This is a genomic window from Candidatus Kapaibacterium sp. (genome assembly GCA_023957315.1).
Taxonomy (GTDB): Bacteria; Bacteroidota; Ignavibacteria; order Kapaibacteriales; family UBA2268; genus PGYU01.
The window spans coordinates 141644-159976 of record JAMLHE010000002.1; the positions used below are offsets into that span (position 1 = coordinate 141644).

The 18333-nt window shown below is 39.0% G+C and carries 11 protein-coding genes; 4 read left to right on the plus strand and 7 right to left on the minus strand.

Annotated features, from left to right (window positions below; genetic code table 11):
* Window positions 1-14 precede the first annotated feature (14 nt).
* A complete protein-coding gene (locus tag M9949_02425; protein ID MCO5250261.1) occupies window positions 15-539 on the plus strand; it encodes a DinB family protein in 525 nt (174 codons plus the stop codon).
* Between the two features lie 4 nt (window positions 540-543).
* Here the strand turns inward: M9949_02425 and M9949_02430 are convergent, their stop codons facing one another.
* From M9949_02430 to M9949_02460, 7 genes are all read right to left on the minus strand, one after another.
* Entirely contained in the window at window positions 544-3705 is a 3162-nt protein-coding gene (locus tag M9949_02430) for an N-6 DNA methylase (GenBank protein ID MCO5250262.1), read from the minus strand.
* Between the two features lie 195 nt (window positions 3706-3900).
* Entirely contained in the window at window positions 3901-6663 is a 2763-nt protein-coding gene (locus tag M9949_02435) for a T9SS type A sorting domain-containing protein (protein MCO5250263.1), read from the minus strand.
* A 307-nt stretch (window positions 6664-6970) separates the two neighbouring features.
* Window positions 6971-9718 (minus strand): T9SS type A sorting domain-containing protein, encoded by a 2748-nt coding sequence (locus M9949_02440; GenBank protein MCO5250264.1) that lies wholly within the window; start codon window positions 9716-9718, stop codon window positions 6971-6973.
* A gap of 82 nt (window positions 9719-9800) precedes the next feature.
* Window positions 9801-12533, minus strand: coding sequence for a T9SS type A sorting domain-containing protein (locus tag M9949_02445; GenBank protein ID MCO5250265.1), 2733 nt, complete (start codon window positions 12531-12533; stop codon window positions 9801-9803).
* A gap of 216 nt (window positions 12534-12749) precedes the next feature.
* Window positions 12750-13307 (minus strand): RNA polymerase sigma factor, encoded by a 558-nt coding sequence (locus M9949_02450; protein ID MCO5250266.1) that lies wholly within the window; start codon window positions 13305-13307, stop codon window positions 12750-12752.
* Between the two features lie 215 nt (window positions 13308-13522).
* Window positions 13523-15169, minus strand: coding sequence for a urocanate hydratase (hutU, locus tag M9949_02455; GenBank protein MCO5250267.1), 1647 nt, complete (start codon window positions 15167-15169; stop codon window positions 13523-13525).
* A gap of 2 nt (window positions 15170-15171) precedes the next feature.
* Complete coding sequence (locus M9949_02460; protein ID MCO5250268.1) at window positions 15172-15549, minus strand: DUF971 domain-containing protein; 378 nt, start codon at window positions 15547-15549, stop codon at window positions 15172-15174.
* A gap of 322 nt (window positions 15550-15871) precedes the next feature.
* Here M9949_02460 and M9949_02465 point away from each other — a divergent pair, with 322 nt between their 5' ends.
* Genes M9949_02465 through mreD form a run of 3 tightly spaced genes read left to right on the plus strand, consistent with a single transcriptional unit; the run spans window position 15872 to window position 18329 of the window.
* Window positions 15872-16900 carry a rod shape-determining protein gene (locus tag M9949_02465; GenBank protein MCO5250269.1) on the plus strand — a complete coding sequence of 343 codons (1029 nt, stop codon included), beginning with the start codon at window positions 15872-15874 and terminating at the stop codon, window positions 16898-16900.
* A 45-nt stretch (window positions 16901-16945) separates the two neighbouring features.
* Window positions 16946-17791 carry a rod shape-determining protein MreC gene (gene mreC / locus M9949_02470; GenBank protein MCO5250270.1) on the plus strand — a complete coding sequence of 282 codons (846 nt, stop codon included), beginning with the start codon at window positions 16946-16948 and terminating at the stop codon, window positions 17789-17791.
* A 7-nt stretch (window positions 17792-17798) separates the two neighbouring features.
* Window positions 17799-18329 (plus strand): rod shape-determining protein MreD, encoded by a 531-nt coding sequence (mreD, locus tag M9949_02475; protein MCO5250271.1) that lies wholly within the window; start codon window positions 17799-17801, stop codon window positions 18327-18329.
* Window positions 18330-18333 lie beyond the last annotated feature (4 nt).

Genomic DNA, 18333 nt, shown 5'->3' on the forward strand with positions numbered 1-18333 from the left:
AAGGAAAATATTCCATGCAGAAGCCTGAATCAAACGAACATAGACCATATTTCAAAAATTATTTAAATCTGGTCCCCGACGGTGATTTCTTCCAACTTTTCGACCAAAATACCGATGAAGTCGCAAGATTTTACTCGTCTATTGACAAATCAAAGCACGAATATCGTTATGCGGAAAATAAATGGACTCCCAAGCAAGTACTGCTGCACGTATGCGACACAGACAGGATATTCTCATACCGTGCCTTTGTTTGCATACGTGGCGACGGCAACACTCTGCTCAAGCCCTTGAACGAGAATGCTTACGCCGCCAACGCAGACGGCAGCAACCGCTCTATGGATAGCATAGTTGCGGAGTTCAAGGCAGTCCGCGCCGGCATGAGACACCTACTTGAAAATGCAAGCGAGGAGCAAAGCAAGTTCTTAGGCAACAACGACGGATTCAAGGTTTCCGCTCGCGCCTTGGGCTATATCACAATCGGTCACGCCATTCACCACATGAACATAATCAAAGAACGCTATTTGGGGCTTGGGGGATAGGGGATTACTCCATCTCCCTAACTATCTTTACTGTTTCGACGCTGACGGTGGTGACTCGCATCAGCAGGTCAATGACCTTGTCCTTGTAATCGGCAAAGCGGTATGTGTTGAACTTTTCGGCGATTGTGGGGTCTTTGGGTTTCTTTTCTTTGTATTGGTCAAGTATCCATTCCAAAGCGGAGCGGTTGCCGAGTTTATATTCCCATGCTTCTTTGGGCACTCCGGAGAGCGTCGTGATGTTGTCCAATTCGATTGTTCCGCTGTCCTTATCAGCTTTCAATTTTGGCTTATAGACTTCATTTTTCAGCTCAATTGTAGTTACTTTGAGCGGAAATTCTGTTACGGTTTCAAAGTTGATATGCAAATCCATTAGATTTTTGCCCCAATCCGCCCATTTCCAGAAGTCGTCGTAAAATGGCACGCGTGGGAACTGACGTTTCAGGTTCATTTCGTATTTCTTGCGGTATGCCGGGTTGTGTAATACTGCGTAAACGTAGTGGAAAATGTCTTCTTTTGTAATGGTTTGGTCTGTATAATTATTGTGAAACTGCTCTAAGCCCCAATCTGTGATGTTGTCAGTTTTTTTATTATTTGAACTGAAAATATATTGTGGAATATTTTGTCCATTAGGTGTTATCTGCAAATGTGGTAAATATTTTAAGCCTAAAATATGGAAGGGGCGATCTATTCCAACTCCTGGAACACTCAATAATTTATTTTGTAAACTGAATTCTTTACCAAATGCATCATAATGATTTTGTGTAAGTACATCATTTAATAATTTTTCAGAATATTGATACAAAATTGTAAATGGACGGTAAATTGCATTAATTACTAAATCTTTTGAAAAAATTGATTTTTTAGCTCTTTCAAATTCTTTTTTAAGATCTCTACTCCATTTAATACTTAAATTTATTTTCTTTTCTTGAATACAATTATTATAAATTTCAGAAAAATACTTCATTTTGTTTTCTAAATTTTTTCTATCAAAATCATAAACCCACTCATCTCTATTTGTGGGTACACCGGGAAAATAAGTCTTGAATATTGCTTGACTACCTTTGTTGAACTTAAAGTTTTTATCAATAATTGGTATCATCGTATCCCAATCGTTTTCAGTTAATTCAATCCAGTTGTTATTTTTATCGGGTCTTATATGGTCAAAAGTTCCATTTCTGATTAAGTCATGAATTTTTGTTTGCGATAAAAAGCTGACTTTATCTTCTGCTGTTTCCATCTCAGGACGTCTAATGTAAAATATTCTGCATCCTTTGGGGCTGATATATTTTTGCTCATCATAATAGACCGCTGGTTCTTTAGCAATCGGAGTGAGTTTTAGTGATTTTTTCAAATAGTTAAATTCTTCCTCATCGTTATTAGATAAATAAATACTGTTATCTGAGGTTTTCACTAAAAGCATAATCGCTACTCCGGTTTGAATAGCAAAAACATTGTGTTTAGGACCGGAAAGTTTCGGATTAGCCCTTACATCGCCTCCAAGGTCAATTATGTAAATATGGTCAAATTCTGAAGCAACTATCTTCCTAAAGCCGTCAAATGTTCTACTGTTGATGAATGAACGATTTGTGATAAAAGCAATTACACCTTCATCTCCCAATCTATCCATAGCCCATCTGTAAAAACGGCTGTACATATCATAGACTTTAGTTTTTTGTGCGCTTGAGTGTTTGATGTATGTGTCTTTGATTCTCTTGTCTATAATCGGATATTCGCGGTTTTTGTTGTTGTCGTTTTCGTTCATCTGATTGGCATTGTAGGGCGGATTGCCGATAATGACTGAAATTTTCCGTTCGTTTTGTTTCTTGATTCTTTCCGTATTTTCAGCGGAAACACTGAACAGTTCATTAACCTTGTTTTTGTAATCGAATCCCATGTTGTCGAGCGTATCAACAAAGCACAGATTCTTGAACTCTGCATATTCTTCCATGCGTTGCTTGTAGGTGAATTCGATATTCAAATTTGCGATATAGTAGGGCAAAATAGCCACTTCGTTTGCATGGATTTCGTTCTTGTATTTGTATTCGAGCTTGTCTTTGGGCAAATAATCAATCAAATCGCAAATGAAAGTACCTGTGCCTGTTGCAGGGTCGAGTATTTCCACGTTCTTATCCGACAGAAACCGTCCAAAATGCTTATGCAGAAGATAATCCGTGCTTTCAATCATAAAGCGGACTATTTCGTTTGGTGTATAGACCACTCCGAGCCGGTCGGCAGCCTTCGGATTGTATGACTTGTAGAAATTTTCGTAAACAATTTTCAAAAATTTCTGCTTTTCGTGATGGTCTGCAATTCCGGCTGCTGCTACATTGATAGCTTGATAATAAATATTAATCTTAGAGAGCAAATTTTCTCTAATTTGCCGCGTAAAGAAAGTATTAATTACAGTTTCCAACTGCTTGGCAATGTTATTTTCACGATGGAAATATGGCTCGTCAAATATCGTATTGAAAATATCGGCAGTCAGAATATGCTGAATCATCATTTCGTTAATATCATCGAGAGTAATTTCCGGATTGATTGATTGCTTGCATATTTCGTGAAATTCTAATAGTTTTGTTATGAATTTTTGATTAACTGTGCTTTTGTTTTCAGCAACTAAACCCTGATCCCCATAACCTAATTGCTCGTTAATCATATTTCGCAATGCAGTGACGACATTCGGAATATCGCTTTTAAATAGTTCGATTGCAGCACGAAAATTGGCAACTTCCGGTCGCTGATAATTGACAAAAGATTTGATTAAACTGTCGAGTGCGAGAGCGTTTTGGACATCAGCACGAATGACTTCTCGACCACCTTGGAACAATATGGCAATTTGGCTGTCCTCGAAAAGTATGTTATCTTTAGGATAGCCTTTGGCAAATTTCTTTTTGATTTCCAAATCAATATCATCGTCCTCGTCTTTACTTTCCCAATAACCCCAATCGAGTCTAAGCGAATCCTTGAGTGTACCATCGGGAGTTATGGTTCTACCTGTAGAGGTTTTGATAGATAATTCAGGAATCAAAATCAGTCCATTTTGCGAAGCGTAATGATTGAGCAAATTATAAAAGGAGTTACGAATGGCAGTTTCCTTACTGCTACCACTGTAATCCTTGACTTTCTGCAGTTCATTCTGATAATGTTGTATAGCGACTAACGACATTTATATGCCTTCTTTTTATTATTTATTTTCCAAAACGCAAAAATGCATTCTACAAACATAACAATTTTATAATATTCATTTCTTGCCTCATTTCAACCTTTTCATTTTGCCACCTAAGTCCACAAATAAAAATCCCCCTTTTTTTCAAAAGGAGGATATCGTATGCTTTAAAGGAGTGGAGCATTTATGAGTATCTTAGAGAGAGATTTTCTTGCTCATCCAAATGCCATTGATTTTGAGATGGAGCATATAAACGCCGGAAGTCAATCCGGGGACGGCTGCGCTGTAAGAGTTTACATTGTTGGTAAGCTCAGAATTGAACAGTGTTCTGCCGTTCAAATCATATACTTTCATGCCCGAAAGTGTGGCATCGTGCTCGGAGCGGAATGTAATTGAGGCTCCGTCATAATTTACGGAGAAGGTGCCGCCAAACAGTTTGTCGTCAATGACTGATGATGGAATCGCAACGCCTGTGATTTGGGCTTCGTCTTTTATTACATAGCCATCGCTTATGACTTTTAAAGTTGCTGCAAATTCGCCTGGCGCTGTAGGTGTGAAACTTGTTACTATATTGTACTCACGTCCCGCAGCTACTACAAGTGGTTCTTCTTCCGATACTGTCGGCAAAGCGAACGTGAATTCGGAGCTGCCGGTAACTTCAAATCCTGTGACAAACATATCTACCATGCTTGGATTTGTGATACGGACATAACGGTCTTTCACAGGTTCGCCAGCCGCTTGAGTAGCAAAGTCTGTACCTGTAACTTGTAAACGCGGGTTAGCAACTTCGGCAGTGAGATAGTCGAAATATTGAACATCGCCATCGGCTAATTTGATGCCAATCTGATTAGAAAATGCCCCTTCGATTTTTTTAATATCATCTTCATTCATATTGCGAGCGTTGAAACGAACCTGGAATTTGTGTTCTTCACCGGGTTTCAATACTGTGTTTTCTTCGATATTATTAATAATTTCAAATTGTGTGTCATTTTTCTGGAATACGATCGAATTGACAGGCACAGTGCTCATACTTTCATTATTAGTAAGTGCAAACTCTAATTCTTCAAATTTACCTGATTTCAATTTGCCGAAATAAGTCTCAGTAGAAACAATAGTTGGAACAGGTGTTGCCTTAATACTGAATTCAACAATTTTATCGTTGCCTCTTCTATCAGTCACAGCAAGAACTGCTTTTGATGATTTATACTTATTTACCACATTTATTTGGAAATTTGTTTCGTTATCAATTCCCGGAATAAAAGGAGTATATTCGAGTTTGTAATTATCGCTAAGTGCATTAATCAATCGTACCGAAGATAGTCCGGAAGCATTTGATGTTTGAACTTCGTCGCCGTCTTTGCTAACTTTAGAGATTGGTTGAGTAACGTCTCGGACTACACCGGTGATGTTGCCGTTTTCGTCCATTTCGTAGTCTATTTCAGGTGCGAGTGAATCGTCAGAAGACATATCAATAAGTCTGCCTGATGCGGGGAAACCGTATGAATCATACCAATCATATCCATATGCATAAACCGCAAATGGTTCATCAGCTTTCATTCTATATACGCCATCATGATCCAGTTTTAACGTTTTGGAGTAATATTGACGCCCGTCTTTTTCCTCACCATAAAATGGGGTTCCCTGCGAAGGACTTATATTTTTCACAGGTATCCAATTTAATTCTTCGGCTTTAGCTTCTGCAAACATTAAATCATCGGGAATAGTGCCATCTGCTTTTGCCAAATAAACTATATTTATGTAATTATCGTTAAACCCAAATCCACCTTTAATCCCGGGTGTATTGAATATAACATCAGTTTGGAATTGCTCAACAGGCATTATTTGCATTTGGAACGGGTCGCTTTCTACACCATCATCCATTTGTCCCGGATTGTATTGAACTACGTTGATAGCTTTGTTAGAAGATATTCTAGCAGGTTTCGGTGTATCCATTGCAATTCTCGTTTCTATATATCCTTTGTCTTTGAAGCCGCCTGCAGTATGGATTTTTCCTGCCGGAATACCATCTATTGAAAAATTAGTATTTGCTTCAGCCGCAAAAACCTTAACAAGGGCAGGTTTTTTTCTATACGCTATTGGTGATACCAAATAACTCTTGCCCCAATTATAAATTGGCAATTCTTGTTCAATAATATAGTCGCATGCTGCTATATGAGTTGGAATATAGGCACAGAAATTTCCTGATATTACGGCTACCGGTTTATCTGCATTTACGTTCGAACCTGTCAAATCATTAAATTGCCCGACACCTGCTATCAACCAAACGTCGCCTTTGTGGATCATTTTGGTCATGCTCTGTCCGGCTTTGAGTTCGTCACCATTTTCTTTAATTATTCTCATAGTCTCGAAGCCGCCAAGTTTGAAATTAACAGTAGTATTATCGTAAGCACCGACTATACTTGTATAGCTTGGTAAAAATTGCCCGGTGTTGTTAGTTGGGTCGGCATAGGATGCTACTTGATAATCAGTACCAAGTACGTTAATTGGCAATGCCATATAGCCATCTGATGTGTATTGAAAACGTGTTACGCCATAACAGATAATGGGGTCTTCCGCAGTTATTATAATAGCTCGCTTTTCCCATACTTGAGATGGCTGTGGTGCAACAAAGTCCGATTTGGAATACACCTGGGCTTCTGTCGGTTTTAGAGTAAATTCAATTACATCATTTGGTATAGTCTCTTTGACAATGGTAATAGCAAAACCGGGTATACTAAGTGTAACTTTTGTCTTGTAGAGCGAGGCTACATAAATTCGGATTGCATTGTTTGGTCCCTGCGTTTCCCAGCAAGGATGAAAAGTCATAAGGAATTCTGTACCGGCGTTTGAAGCACCAAGCAACAGCGAAAGCTTGTCAATATCGGACTCGTCAGCCCTTAGTGAGGAAAGCGGCAACAAAATAGCAATTGCCACTACAAAAAGTAGAAAATGTTTCATAATACACCTCAAAAATGTTTTAAAAATTCAATTATTATCCTTTTATTTTTCATACTCTTGTGGCAATTTTGCCACACTAAGAGTAAACCTGTACATTAAATTCCACATTCTATTTATTTTATCGTTTGCTCAGTCCGCTTTTATTTTTCTATGAGTCGCTCTGAGACAAAGTCGTAACATTTTAGAGCTAATGATAGTGTCAATTAATAATGCAAGAAAGATGCCATACAAATATGACATCAGTCTCGTACTCGCTTCCGAGCTATTTTAAATCATTAACAATTCCGATTAAAACATTGCTATTTGCTTACGAAATTATTAATTTCTTGCTCATCCAAATGCCATCTATATTAATGTGTAGCAGGTAAATGCCCGTTTTAAAACTCGGGACTGCTACACGATATTCATTTATTTTATTTGTAATGTCTGAATTGAAGATATTTCTGCCGTTCAAATCGTATATCTTTAAGCCCGAAACGATTGCATCATTTTCGGAACGGAATGTAATCGAGTTACCATCATAATTTACGGCGAATTTCCCACCATAAAGATTGTTATCAAGAACTGATGAAGGAATTGCAGAAGCTGAAATTACAGCCACATTTTTAATAATGTACGCATCGCTTGTGATTGTCAAAGTGTCACTAAATTCGCCGGGTTCAGTCGGTATAAATTCCGTTTTTACTAAGTATTCGCCAAATGCCCCTATTTCAAAGGGATTCTCAACCGATGCTTCGGGCAAATCCAGCACAAAAGGAGATTCAGCCGGGAAATCGAACTTGGTAATTAGCAAAGGCATTTTGCCGGGATTGCTGATTTTTAGATATTGGTGCTCAATCGTTTCGTCTATCATATGTGTAGAGAAATCAACATCATCGGCAATTATTCGCGGATTTGCGACTTCGATTTCGAATATTTTATTCAAGCTCATTGATTGGATGAATTCATCAATTTTGACATCGACATAAAAATGATTTTTGAATACTTGTTCCAGTTTTTCGATATCATCTGAATATAATTCATTGGCATGGAAACGGACTTTGAAAGGATGCTCTTCCATAGGACCGAGGACTAAATTCTCGGGAATATTTTCTATTATTTCGAATTGGGAATCTTCGTTGCTCAATACAATTTTTTCGAGAGGAAGAGTATTCTCTTCGCGCTCGTTAGAAAGTATAATTTCAAAATCTCGGAAATGCCCGGATTTAATCATTCCCAAATCATAATTGTCGGCGTTTAAACTCAAATTGACTATTGGAGTATAATTAATTTCCTTTAAGCTCCAATTTCCACTTTTATCGGATGCTATAATAACAGCTTTAGCAGGCTTCCAATAATCAAGAGTCCTTAATTCAAATGTCGTCTTAGGGGATATTCCCGAAATAAAAGGTTCTATATTACATTGATAATTGTAGCTGAGAGCTTCAACTAAAGATAGGGAAGCCAAGTTGGAAGGTTCAACTCCTACTTGAGCTACATCAAGCACTGTGCCGTTGTAATCTCCTTTACAACAATGTCCATCCGCAGGTTGGAATACAGGTGGCAAAGTATCGCCCTTCGTCAAATCACGTAATCGGACAGATGCCATAGTCCCAAAAGAAGAATTTGCATCATTGCCGTATTGATAAAGCCCGAAGGGGTCATTGGCTTTAATTTGGTGAATTCCTGCTTCCGTGATAGGTAAAATTTTTGAATAATATTGGCGTCCGTCATTCTCATAACAATTGGTAGGAGTTCCGGGATTACCGGAAAATGCTTCGAGAGGAATCCAGTCTAATGGACTTTGACTAAAGATGCCAACTTGCAAATCCTGTGGAATACCACCATCAATTGCAGCAAGATAAACTAAATTGTAATAGTTTTTCTTAAATTCCAATCCATCCGCTCCAACAGTTACGAATTTACAATCATTGCTGAATTGCTCGTTTGCGATAACTTGCATCTGAAATGGTGCACTCGCAATGCTATCATCGCTTTTACTTGGATTGTACTGCACCACATTAATCGGGTAATCTGACGAAATAATCACAGGCCTGTTAATTCCAATATCGCCGGTACGAACTTCAATATATCCTTTCCCTATTAGTCCACCCGGTGATATAATCCGAGTAATCAGCTGCCCGTCCATAAAGACTGCGTTGTTCGGCATAGATGTGAATATTCTCGTAATGGGGGGATTCTTTCTATTGGCAATAGGAGTAACAATATAATTTTTGCCCCAAGTGCTCACAGGTGTTTGTTGCTCAATAGTATAATCACAATTTGACAAATCGTCCATATCGCCCATGCAGTAATTGCCCGAAATCACAGCCACAGGCTTAGTGGAGTTTATTGTTGAACCTGTTAGGTCGTTACTAAAACCGCTTCCTGCAAATAGCCAAACGTCGCCTTCGTTTAGAGTTGTTCTGGCAACTTCGTTTGGTAGTAAATTTTCTCCATTTAGCAGGCGAACTTTTGTATCGGCATTTCCACCCAATCTGAAAGTAATCTTCGTATTATTGTAAATTCCTACTACACTTGTGTAACTGGGCATGAATTGATTTGCACTATTTGAAGGGTCAGGGAGAGTAGCGATTTGATATGTTTGTCCAACAACATGAGCCGGTAAAGCCATGTAGCCACCTGACTTGTCTCCAAATCGAGCCACACCATAGCACATCACAGGGTCGGCAGCTTTAACAATTATAGCCATCCCTTCCCATACTTGCATAGGCTTGGGCGGAGTAGAAGCGTCCTTCGAATACATTAGAGCCTGTTCGGGAGTTAGCGTGAATTCAATTGTTTGGTTGGGAATTGTTGACTTTTCTTCGTAATAATCAATCGCCTCAATTTTCACGCTGACTAAAGTATTAAAGAATGAAGTTACAAAGATTTTTATTTCACCTTCTCCATCGCCACCTTCGGGTCCCGGGTGGAAAGCCAAATAAAATTCAGTTCCTAAATATGATGAGTTCTTCATCCTATTAAGTAATTCATCGCCTGTCATTTGTGCTTCAAGCAAATTATGTGAAAACAGTAGCGATACCAGCGTCGAAAGTAGGATAAAATATTTCATAGCATACCTCGAAAATATGTGTTATATATTAATTCTTTATTTTTTTGCTTTACTCTTGCCTAAATAAAATACACACAGAGTATTACGAAATTATTAATTTCTTGCTCATCCAAATGCCATCTATATTAATATGAAGCAGATAAACGCCCGTTTTAATAGCGGGAACTGCCACACGATATTCATTTATTTTATTTGTAATGTCTGAATTGAAGATATTTCTCCCTATTAAATCGTAAATTTTTAAGCCGGATACAATTGCATCATGTTCGGCAAGGAATGTAATCGAGTTACCATCATAATTTACGGCAAATTTCCCACCATAAAGATTGTTATCAAGAACTGATGAAGGAATTGCAGAAGCTGAAATTACAGCCACATTTTTGATGATATAAGCATCGCTTGTAATTGTCAAAGTGTCGCTAAATTCACCCGGTTCAATTGGGATAAATTCAGTTTTTACTAAATATTCGCCAAATGGCTCAATTTCAAATGGGTTGGCTTCAGTTGCTGCGGGCAAATCAAGCACAAAAGGAGATTCAGCCGGGAAATCGAACTTGGTAATTAGCAAAGGCATTTTGCCGGGATTGCTGATTTTTAGATATTGATGCTCAATTGTTTCGTCTATCATATGTGTCGAGAAATCAACATCATCTGCAATTATTCGCGGATTTGCCACTTCGATTTCTATTTCCTTTTTCATTTCTAATTCGCGACTATGCTCCATCAGCACTATTATGAATGACGTTTTGAATACTTGTTCCAAATTTTCGATATCATCAGAATATAAATCATGAGCGTGGAAACGGACGGTGAATTCTTGCTCTTCTAAAGAACTAAGTACAGAACCGCTTTCGATATTTTGAATTATTTCAAATTGAGGGTCATTCGATTTGAGTTTTAAAGCTTTAAGCGGCACTGAAGTTGTGAAATCGTCATTTGCGAGAGTTAAGTTGAAATCTCGAAATTTACCTGATTTTATCATCCCCAAATTAAAATCATCTGTATTGATGCTCAAAACAACTGTTGGTTTATATTTAATTTTGACAATTGTGTTGTTGCCACGTCTGTCAGTTGCGACTAAGACAGCTTCAGCAGCTTTCCAATAATCAATTGCTTTCAGTCCAAAAGTGGAATTTATTGTCTTGCCGGCAGTAATATATGGTGGAATTAGTTGAAAATTGTCGCTTAACATCTTAAACATAGTCAAGGATGCCAAACCTGAAGGCTCGACACCAGTTTGAGCAATATCAACTAAGGTGCCGACTACTTCACCGCTATAAGAAACATCATAAGTAACAAGCGGAGCAACAGTATCAGCAGAAACTAAGTCTAACATCTTGCTCGTTGAGGTAGTCCCAAAGGAAGTAGATTTGTCATTCCCATAACTATACACTCCAAAGGGGTCTTTTGCTTCAATTTGGTGAAGTCTTGTTTCAGTGATAGGCAAAATTGTCGAATAATATTGGCGTCCGTCTTTCTCTTGCCCATATACAGGAATTCCCGGTTCAGCCAAACCCTTGACAGCATTCCAGAAATTTCCACTATGTTTAATTACCATATCATCAGGGATTTCACCATCAATTGTGGCAAGATAGACCAAATTGTAATAATTAGTTTCATATTCGAAATCTTCTTCAGTGCTTATAGTACTAAAAATTACATTTTTGCTGAATTGCTCTGTTGGTATAACTTGCATTTGGAAGGGCGAGCTCGCAACGTCATCATCGCTGCTGCTTGGATTATACTGCACCACATTAATGGGATAATACGAAGAAATCCTGACAGGTGTAGGAATCCCGGTATCGCCGGTACGAACTTCAATGTAGCCGCTCCCTATTTGCCCGCCTGGTGATTTAATCTGAGCAATCTCAATTCCGTCCATTTTGATTGAGTTTTCCGGCACTGATGTGAATATTCTCGTAATTGGGAATTTCTTTCTATTGGCAATAGGAGTAACAATATAATTTTTGCCCCAAGTGTTCTCCGGTGTTTGTTGCTCAATTGTATAATCACAATTTGACAAATCATCTTTATCGCCCATGCAGAAATTGCCCGAAATCACAGCAACAGGTTTAGTAGCTGATACTGTCGAACCGGTTAAGTCGTTATTAGCTCCGCTTCCTGCTATCAGCCAAACGTCGCCTTTATTTAGAGTGGCTCTGGCTACATCGCCTGGTTTTAAAAGACCACCCATACCATCAACTTCCGTTGTTGAATTGCCTCCTAACCTGAACGTGATTTTAGTATTATCATAAACTCCTACAATACTTGTGTAACTTGGCATGAACTGTGAAGTATTGTTTGAAGGGTCAGGCTGAGTAGCGATTTGATATTTTTGTCCTAAAACATGAGTCGGCATAGCCATATAGCCTTCAGATTTACCATTAGAACGAATTACACCATAGCAAATCACAGGGTCGTCAGCAGTGATAATGATTGCTCTACCACTATATACTTGTGCTTTTTCAGGCTTAATTGTTGCATTTTCGCTCGTCATTAAATACATCTGAGCTTCTTCTGGCGTAAGAGTAAACTCAATTACATCACTATGTTTAGTTTTTTTAGTTTCGATTTTGTTAAGAGCAGGAATACTAAGAGTTACATTTGTTATAAAAATAGAAGACACGAATATCTTGATTTCGCCAATTTTGCTTGCATTCCCCCATGCAGGATGGAATGTCATATAAAATTCAGTACCTATATTTGATGAGCCGGTCATCATTTTAAGCTCTTCATCGCTATAAATTTGTGCTTCAAGCGAATTATGTGAAAACAGTAGCGATACCAGCGTCGAAAGTAGGATAAAATATTTCATAGCACACCTCTAAATATAAAATAAAAACACAATAACCAAAAAATAAAAACTCTTTTATTAACTTCATCTTCTTCTTACTGTAAATAACAAGTGAAAGTTTGGTTTGTTACATTTTTGATGGTTAATTTATATTAATTATAATAAAAAAGCCCGAAAGTCTTGACCTTCGGGCTTTTTGTTGTAGTGTAGCTTTTAATTTTACTTATCGAAACGATTTTAATTATTATTAATCGAACGATAAAGGTCTTTCAGTTTTTTGCGAAGATGCAGAACAGCGTAACGCTTTCTGGCTAACAAAGTGTTGATATTCACACCTGTTTCTTCGGACATTTCACGGAACGAGATGCCTTCGAATTCGTTTTTAACAAAAACTTCGCGTTGTTCGGCAGGTAATTCGGCAAGTCCTGCTTGGACAGATTCCCAAATTGTCTTACGAATCAAATCGCTTTCCGGGCTACTTGAGAAATCGCCCAAGAAATTTTCGAATGCGTCAACGCCGTCTTCGGCTTGACCCGGGGTCTGCATATCAGAGAATGTCTCTGCTCTTTTCTTACGATACGAGTCAATGATTCTATTACGCACTGCGGTGAACACCCACGATGCGATATTTTCTATCGGGCGTTGAACATTTGCCGATGCAGCCAAAACATTGGTGAATACATCTTGCAAAATATCTTCTGCTTCTTCCTGACTACGTACTCGTTGACGGATAAAACCAAGGAATTTCTTCCGGTCCGTTTTGAACAAGTTCTCTATTTGAAGAGCTAAATCCATATCTTTCATCTCCTTTAAGATGCTTGTGACACTTACTTACAATGTACCAAACGCTCTATACAATCCCTTTATAATTTGTAATCAAAAATAATTTGTAATCAAACTTAAACTAATAGACACATAAAAATGCAAAAAGTTTCACAAAAATACAAATATTTTCTAAATTTTCTTCATTAGTGACATATTGTCATCTATTTGGGACAATTCTCCCATGTCTATAACATAGGGATTCTTATGCCAAACTCTGAAGCGTTGCTACGAGCACGTTCATAGCCCGCATCGGCATGGCGTAAAATTCCCATCATCGGGTCGAAGGTCAAAACCCTCGTCAATCTCGATTCCGAATCCTTAGAACCATCTGCTACAACTACCATTCCGGCGTGTAGTGATAATCCCATTCCAACTCCACCGCCATGATGCAAGGATACCCACGTTGCACCGCCAACGGCATTCAAGGCAAAATTGAAATAGACCCAATCTGCAATTGCATCCGAACCGTCGAGCATTTTTTCAGTCTCGCGATATGGTGATGCTACCGAGCCGCAATCAAGGTGGTCGCGTCCGATAACAATAGGAGCACTCAACTCCCCGCTTGCGACCATTTCATTAAATTTCAAGCCGGCTTTCATTCTATCGCCGTATCCAAGCCAACAAATCCGAGCAGGCAGGGCTTGAAAGCCGATTCTGCTTTGTGCATTATGAATCCAACGGTGCAATGATTCATCTTCCGGAAATAGCTCCAAAACGGCTCTGTCAGTTTTGGCAATATCTTCAGGGTCGCCGGAAAGCGCCACCCATCTGAATGGTCCCTTGCCGTCGCAGAAAAGCGGACGAATATAATCAGGCACAAATCCGTTAAAATCAAATGCATTGCTGACATTGCCATATTCTTTGGCAACTCCGCGAATATTATTACCGTAATCAAATACGACTGAGCCATTTTTCTGAAATTCGAGCATTGCCGAAACGTGTGTACCGATTGACTTATACGCCTCTTCAAGGTATTTGTCGGGATTGCTACGTCTTAATTCGTCAGCTTCCGAAATCGTCATACCGGTAGGATAGTATCCGTTCAAAGGGTCATGAGCCGCAGTTTGGTCTGTAACTACATCGGGATAAATGCCTCTACGGACAAGTTCCGGCAGTATTTCAGCTGCATTTCCTATCAAACCGATTGATATTGCTTTTCGTTCTGTGACATTTTGTCGCACAATTTCGAGAGCTGTGTCAAGATTGTCACACTTCATGTCACAATACCCGTCATGTATTCTTTTGTCAATTCTTTTTTCGTCAATTTCGACAGTGATAGACGCTGCTCCGGCAAAAGTTGCTGCCAATGGTTGAGCTCCGCCCATACCGCCCATACCTGCCGTAAGCAAGAATCTCCCGAATAAATCGCCTCCGAAATGTTGGCGAGCACATTCGGCAAATGTTTCGTAAGTGCCTTGCACTATGCCTTGTGTGCCGATATAAATCCAACTTCCGGCTGTCATTTGCCCGTACATAATTAATCCGAGCTTGTCCAATCTACGAAATTCATCCCAAGTAGCCCATTTCGGGACAAGGTTTGAATTTGCGATTATAACTCTCGGCGCCAATAAATGCGTTTTGACCACTCCAACGGGCTTGCCCGATTGGACGAGCAAAGTGTCATCAATGTCCATATCTTTCAATGTGCCGACAATTGCGTCGAAACATTCCCAATTACGAGCAGCCTTGCCCAATCCGCCATATACAATCAATTCTTCGGGTTTCTCAGCATTTTCAGGGTCGAGATTATGATGAATCATCCTGTATGCAGCTTCAATTTGCCAATTCTTACAAGTCAGTTCTGTACCACGTGGCACTTTAACCGTTCTCATTTCTAATTACTCCTCACGTTCAATCCCGGTATATCGGGTTTATTTTTATTTTTTTCTTCAAATTCTAATATTTCACCTTCGCTCATTTTGTAATTTTCGAAGATGATTCTGATAAATTCCCAGGGATAGATTCCTGTGTCGTGACCATCGCCCCAAGTGGGGTTTACAGCGTAATTTCCAACGGGCTGAAGTGATTTCAAATCATTTTTGCCCATTTTGATTGTCGGCATGACAAATTTTCCGGTCTCGTTTTCCTTTTCGCGGCAATCAGCACACGGGCATTCGGAACGCAATTTCTCAATTTTGATAGTAGCCGAAAAGCCGTCAGACCACTCGGCTTTGAGAAGTCCGGGCGACACTTTTTTAATAGATATCGGCATATTTGACATAATTAATACGACTAAGTTAATCTTACTTATGCAATATAATATATTTTTCTTATACTACAATAGATTTTCGTCATTTTCGTATAAAATAATTCGGACGCCGATTTCTTAACTAAAACCCCCCAATAATCAAGTACAGCGTCACAGTAAACGATATAAAAATTTTATTTCTACTCATATATCCCCCAAATTGCCGACTATTAACAGAAAATAGAAAATATGGTAAAATTGGGTGAATTTTATTATGGAAACTTAAGCGGATTTTTTCTATTTTTGCAATTAGAATCAGTTAATTTATATAAGTAAAGCAGACTAAATTATGGCATTGTTCAAAATGTTCTCAAATGATGTAGCGATAGACCTCGGGACTGCCAATACTCTTATTTGGATGAAAAATAAAGGTATCGTGCTGAACGAACCTACAATAGTAGCGTTCGACAGAACAACAAAGAATATAATCGCAATCGGACACGAAGCAAATGAAATGTTAGGCAGAACTCACAAGGAAATCCAGATTATCAGACCCTTGCGAGATGGCGCAATAGCGGATTTTGAGATTACAGAAGGTATGTTGCGAGCTTTCATTCGCAAAGTTACTATGAGTTGGCAACCCGCAAGAAGGGTTGTGGTCTGCGTTCCATCGGGAATTACAGAAGTTGAAAAACGTGCTGTCCGCGATAGTTGCGAACATGCCGGAGCCAAAGAAGTGCATCTAATTGCAGAGCCGATGGCGTCCGCAATTGGAGTTGGGCTTAACGTTCATGACCCGGTCGGCAATATGATTGTTGACATTGGCGGAGGAACTACCGAAATAGCTGTTATAGCTCTATCAGGTATCGTAGCCGATGAATCTATCCGAGTAGCGGGAGATGAAATGACAAATGCCATTACACAATACTTCCGTAGGCAACACAATATATTAATTGGCGACAGAACCTCCGAAACTATAAAATGTTCCGTTGGCTCAGCTTATCCGCTCGAAGAGGAAATCGAAATCGAGGTCAAAGGTCGCGATTTAGTCTCCGGAATTCCTAAAATGATTAACGTAACATCTGTAGAAATCAGAGAAGCACTCAGCGAAGCTGTCAACGAAATGATTGATGCAGTTATGAAATTATTGGAACGCACTCCTCCGGAATTATCCGCCGATATTTTCGAGCGCGGAATAGTTTTGACAGGTGGTGGTGCTCTTTTGAAAGGCTTAGATGAAAGATTACGCAAAGAAACAAGCCTTCCCGTGCATGTTGCCGATGAGCCTTTGACGGCTGTTGTGAGAGGCACAGGTAAAGTGCTTGAAAATCTGAGTGATTACTCTTCCGTTCTTCTCAAAAGTTCCAGATACTAATAATAATGTTGCTAATAAATTTCATTAACTTTTCTCCTGCTTGATATGCAGAGCTTAATTGACTTTGTTGCACGATTTAAAGAGTTGATAACATTTACAGCTCTCGTAATCATATGTTTGTCGCTTATTTCGATTGGAAACGTATCCCAAATCGGTGGTTTCCGCGCGATTTTAATTGGAACGGTAGGCAATTTGCAACAATTGTTCTCATGGATACCAAACCCGCAAGCACTTCGCAATGAAAACCGTGCCTTACGCGAACTCAATCTCCAACTTTCGACAGAAGTAATCAGGATGCGTGAAGCAAGTATCGAGAACAATCGCTTACGTAAGATGATTGAATTCCGCCAAATGGCATCTCATCCTATGATTCCGGCTCAGGTAGTCGGCAAATCTGTCGTCGAAATGCGAAATTTCATGACAATAAATCGTGGACGTACTGATAGCATCGCAGTCGGTATGCCTGTCAGAACTGATGCAGGTTTAGTTGGAATGGTAGTCGGTGTATCGGCAAAATATTCAATCGTCGAATTGATTATAAATCGAAATGTTAAAATTTCCTCTCGTATCTTGCGAACGGGCATTGCCGGGATTGCTGTATGGGACGGTGGCGAAAACTTCATGCTGAATAATATTCCCGAATCATTCGACGTTGTGAAAGGTGATTATGTAGTCACATCGGATTTCAGTAATAAATATCCAACAGACATCCCATTTGGCGAGATTATCGAAGTAGTCGAAGACCCAAGCTCGCTATTCAAGAAAATTTATATTCAGCCGTTTGCAAATATTAATTCGCTCGAACAAGTTTTTGTAGTCAAATTTTTGCCCGACCCGGAACGAATGGAATTGATAGAAAAAATCGAAGAACAGTTGAGGCTGAGGAAATAAAGATAATATGCAATACGGTTACGACAGGTCAAGAAAAAAAGATTTGGGAATCAAATACGTACTTTACGCTTTAGCGGCAGTATTGATTGCCTTTTTTCATGTAGTGTTGTCCAATCTGATTGCAATCGGGGGAATTACCCCAAATTTGATGATAATATTAGTTGTATGGATAACGCTCAAACGCGGACAATTCGTCGGATTATTTGCAGGATTTTTGGGTGGTTTGATATATGATGCCGTCACAATGGATGTAATTGGCACAAATGCCTTGTCGTTAACAATTATGGCATTCTTGACGGGCTTTTTCTATCGCGAAGGCAAAGAAGAACATACTGTTAAGAGTATGAAATTTTTGGGCATCTTGTTTTTTGCAGCGCTTGTGCACAATCTTATTTATTACTTTTTTTATATAAAATTGAGTGACTTGAGCTTTTGGAATTTCTTCTTCAAATACGGAATTGCCGGGGCGCTCTATACTACGGTTATCGGTATCTTTGCCATTTTTATTAAGATACCCGGAAGACAAATAAAAATCTAAGGAA

Bases quoted from the DNA above. Each gene is read 5' to 3' on its own strand.
- M9949_02445 (MCO5250265.1), bottom strand. From the start codon at position 12,533: ATGAAATATTTTATCCTACTTTCGACGCTGGTATCGCTACTGTTTTCA.
- M9949_02440 (MCO5250264.1), bottom strand. From the start codon at position 9,718: ATGAAATATTTTATCCTACTTTCGACGCTGGTATCGCTACTGTTTTCA.
- M9949_02450 (MCO5250266.1), bottom strand. From the start codon at position 13,307: ATGGATTTAGCTCTTCAAATAGAGAACTTGTTCAAAACGGACCGGAAG.
- M9949_02425 (MCO5250261.1), top strand. From the start codon at position 15: ATGCAGAAGCCTGAATCAAACGAACATAGACCATATTTCAAAAATTAT.
- M9949_02460 (MCO5250268.1), bottom strand. From the start codon at position 15,549: ATGCCGATATCTATTAAAAAAGTGTCGCCCGGACTTCTCAAAGCCGAG.
- M9949_02430 (MCO5250262.1), bottom strand. From the start codon at position 3,705: ATGTCGTTAGTCGCTATACAACATTATCAGAATGAACTGCAGAAAGTC.
- hutU (MCO5250267.1), bottom strand. From the start codon at position 15,169: ATGAGAACGGTTAAAGTGCCACGTGGTACAGAACTGACTTGTAAGAAT.
- M9949_02435 (MCO5250263.1), bottom strand. From the start codon at position 6,663: ATGAAACATTTTCTACTTTTTGTAGTGGCAATTGCTATTTTGTTGCCG.
- mreD (MCO5250271.1), top strand. From the start codon at position 17,799: ATGCAATACGGTTACGACAGGTCAAGAAAAAAAGATTTGGGAATCAAA.
- mreC (MCO5250270.1), top strand. From the start codon at position 16,946: ATGCAGAGCTTAATTGACTTTGTTGCACGATTTAAAGAGTTGATAACA.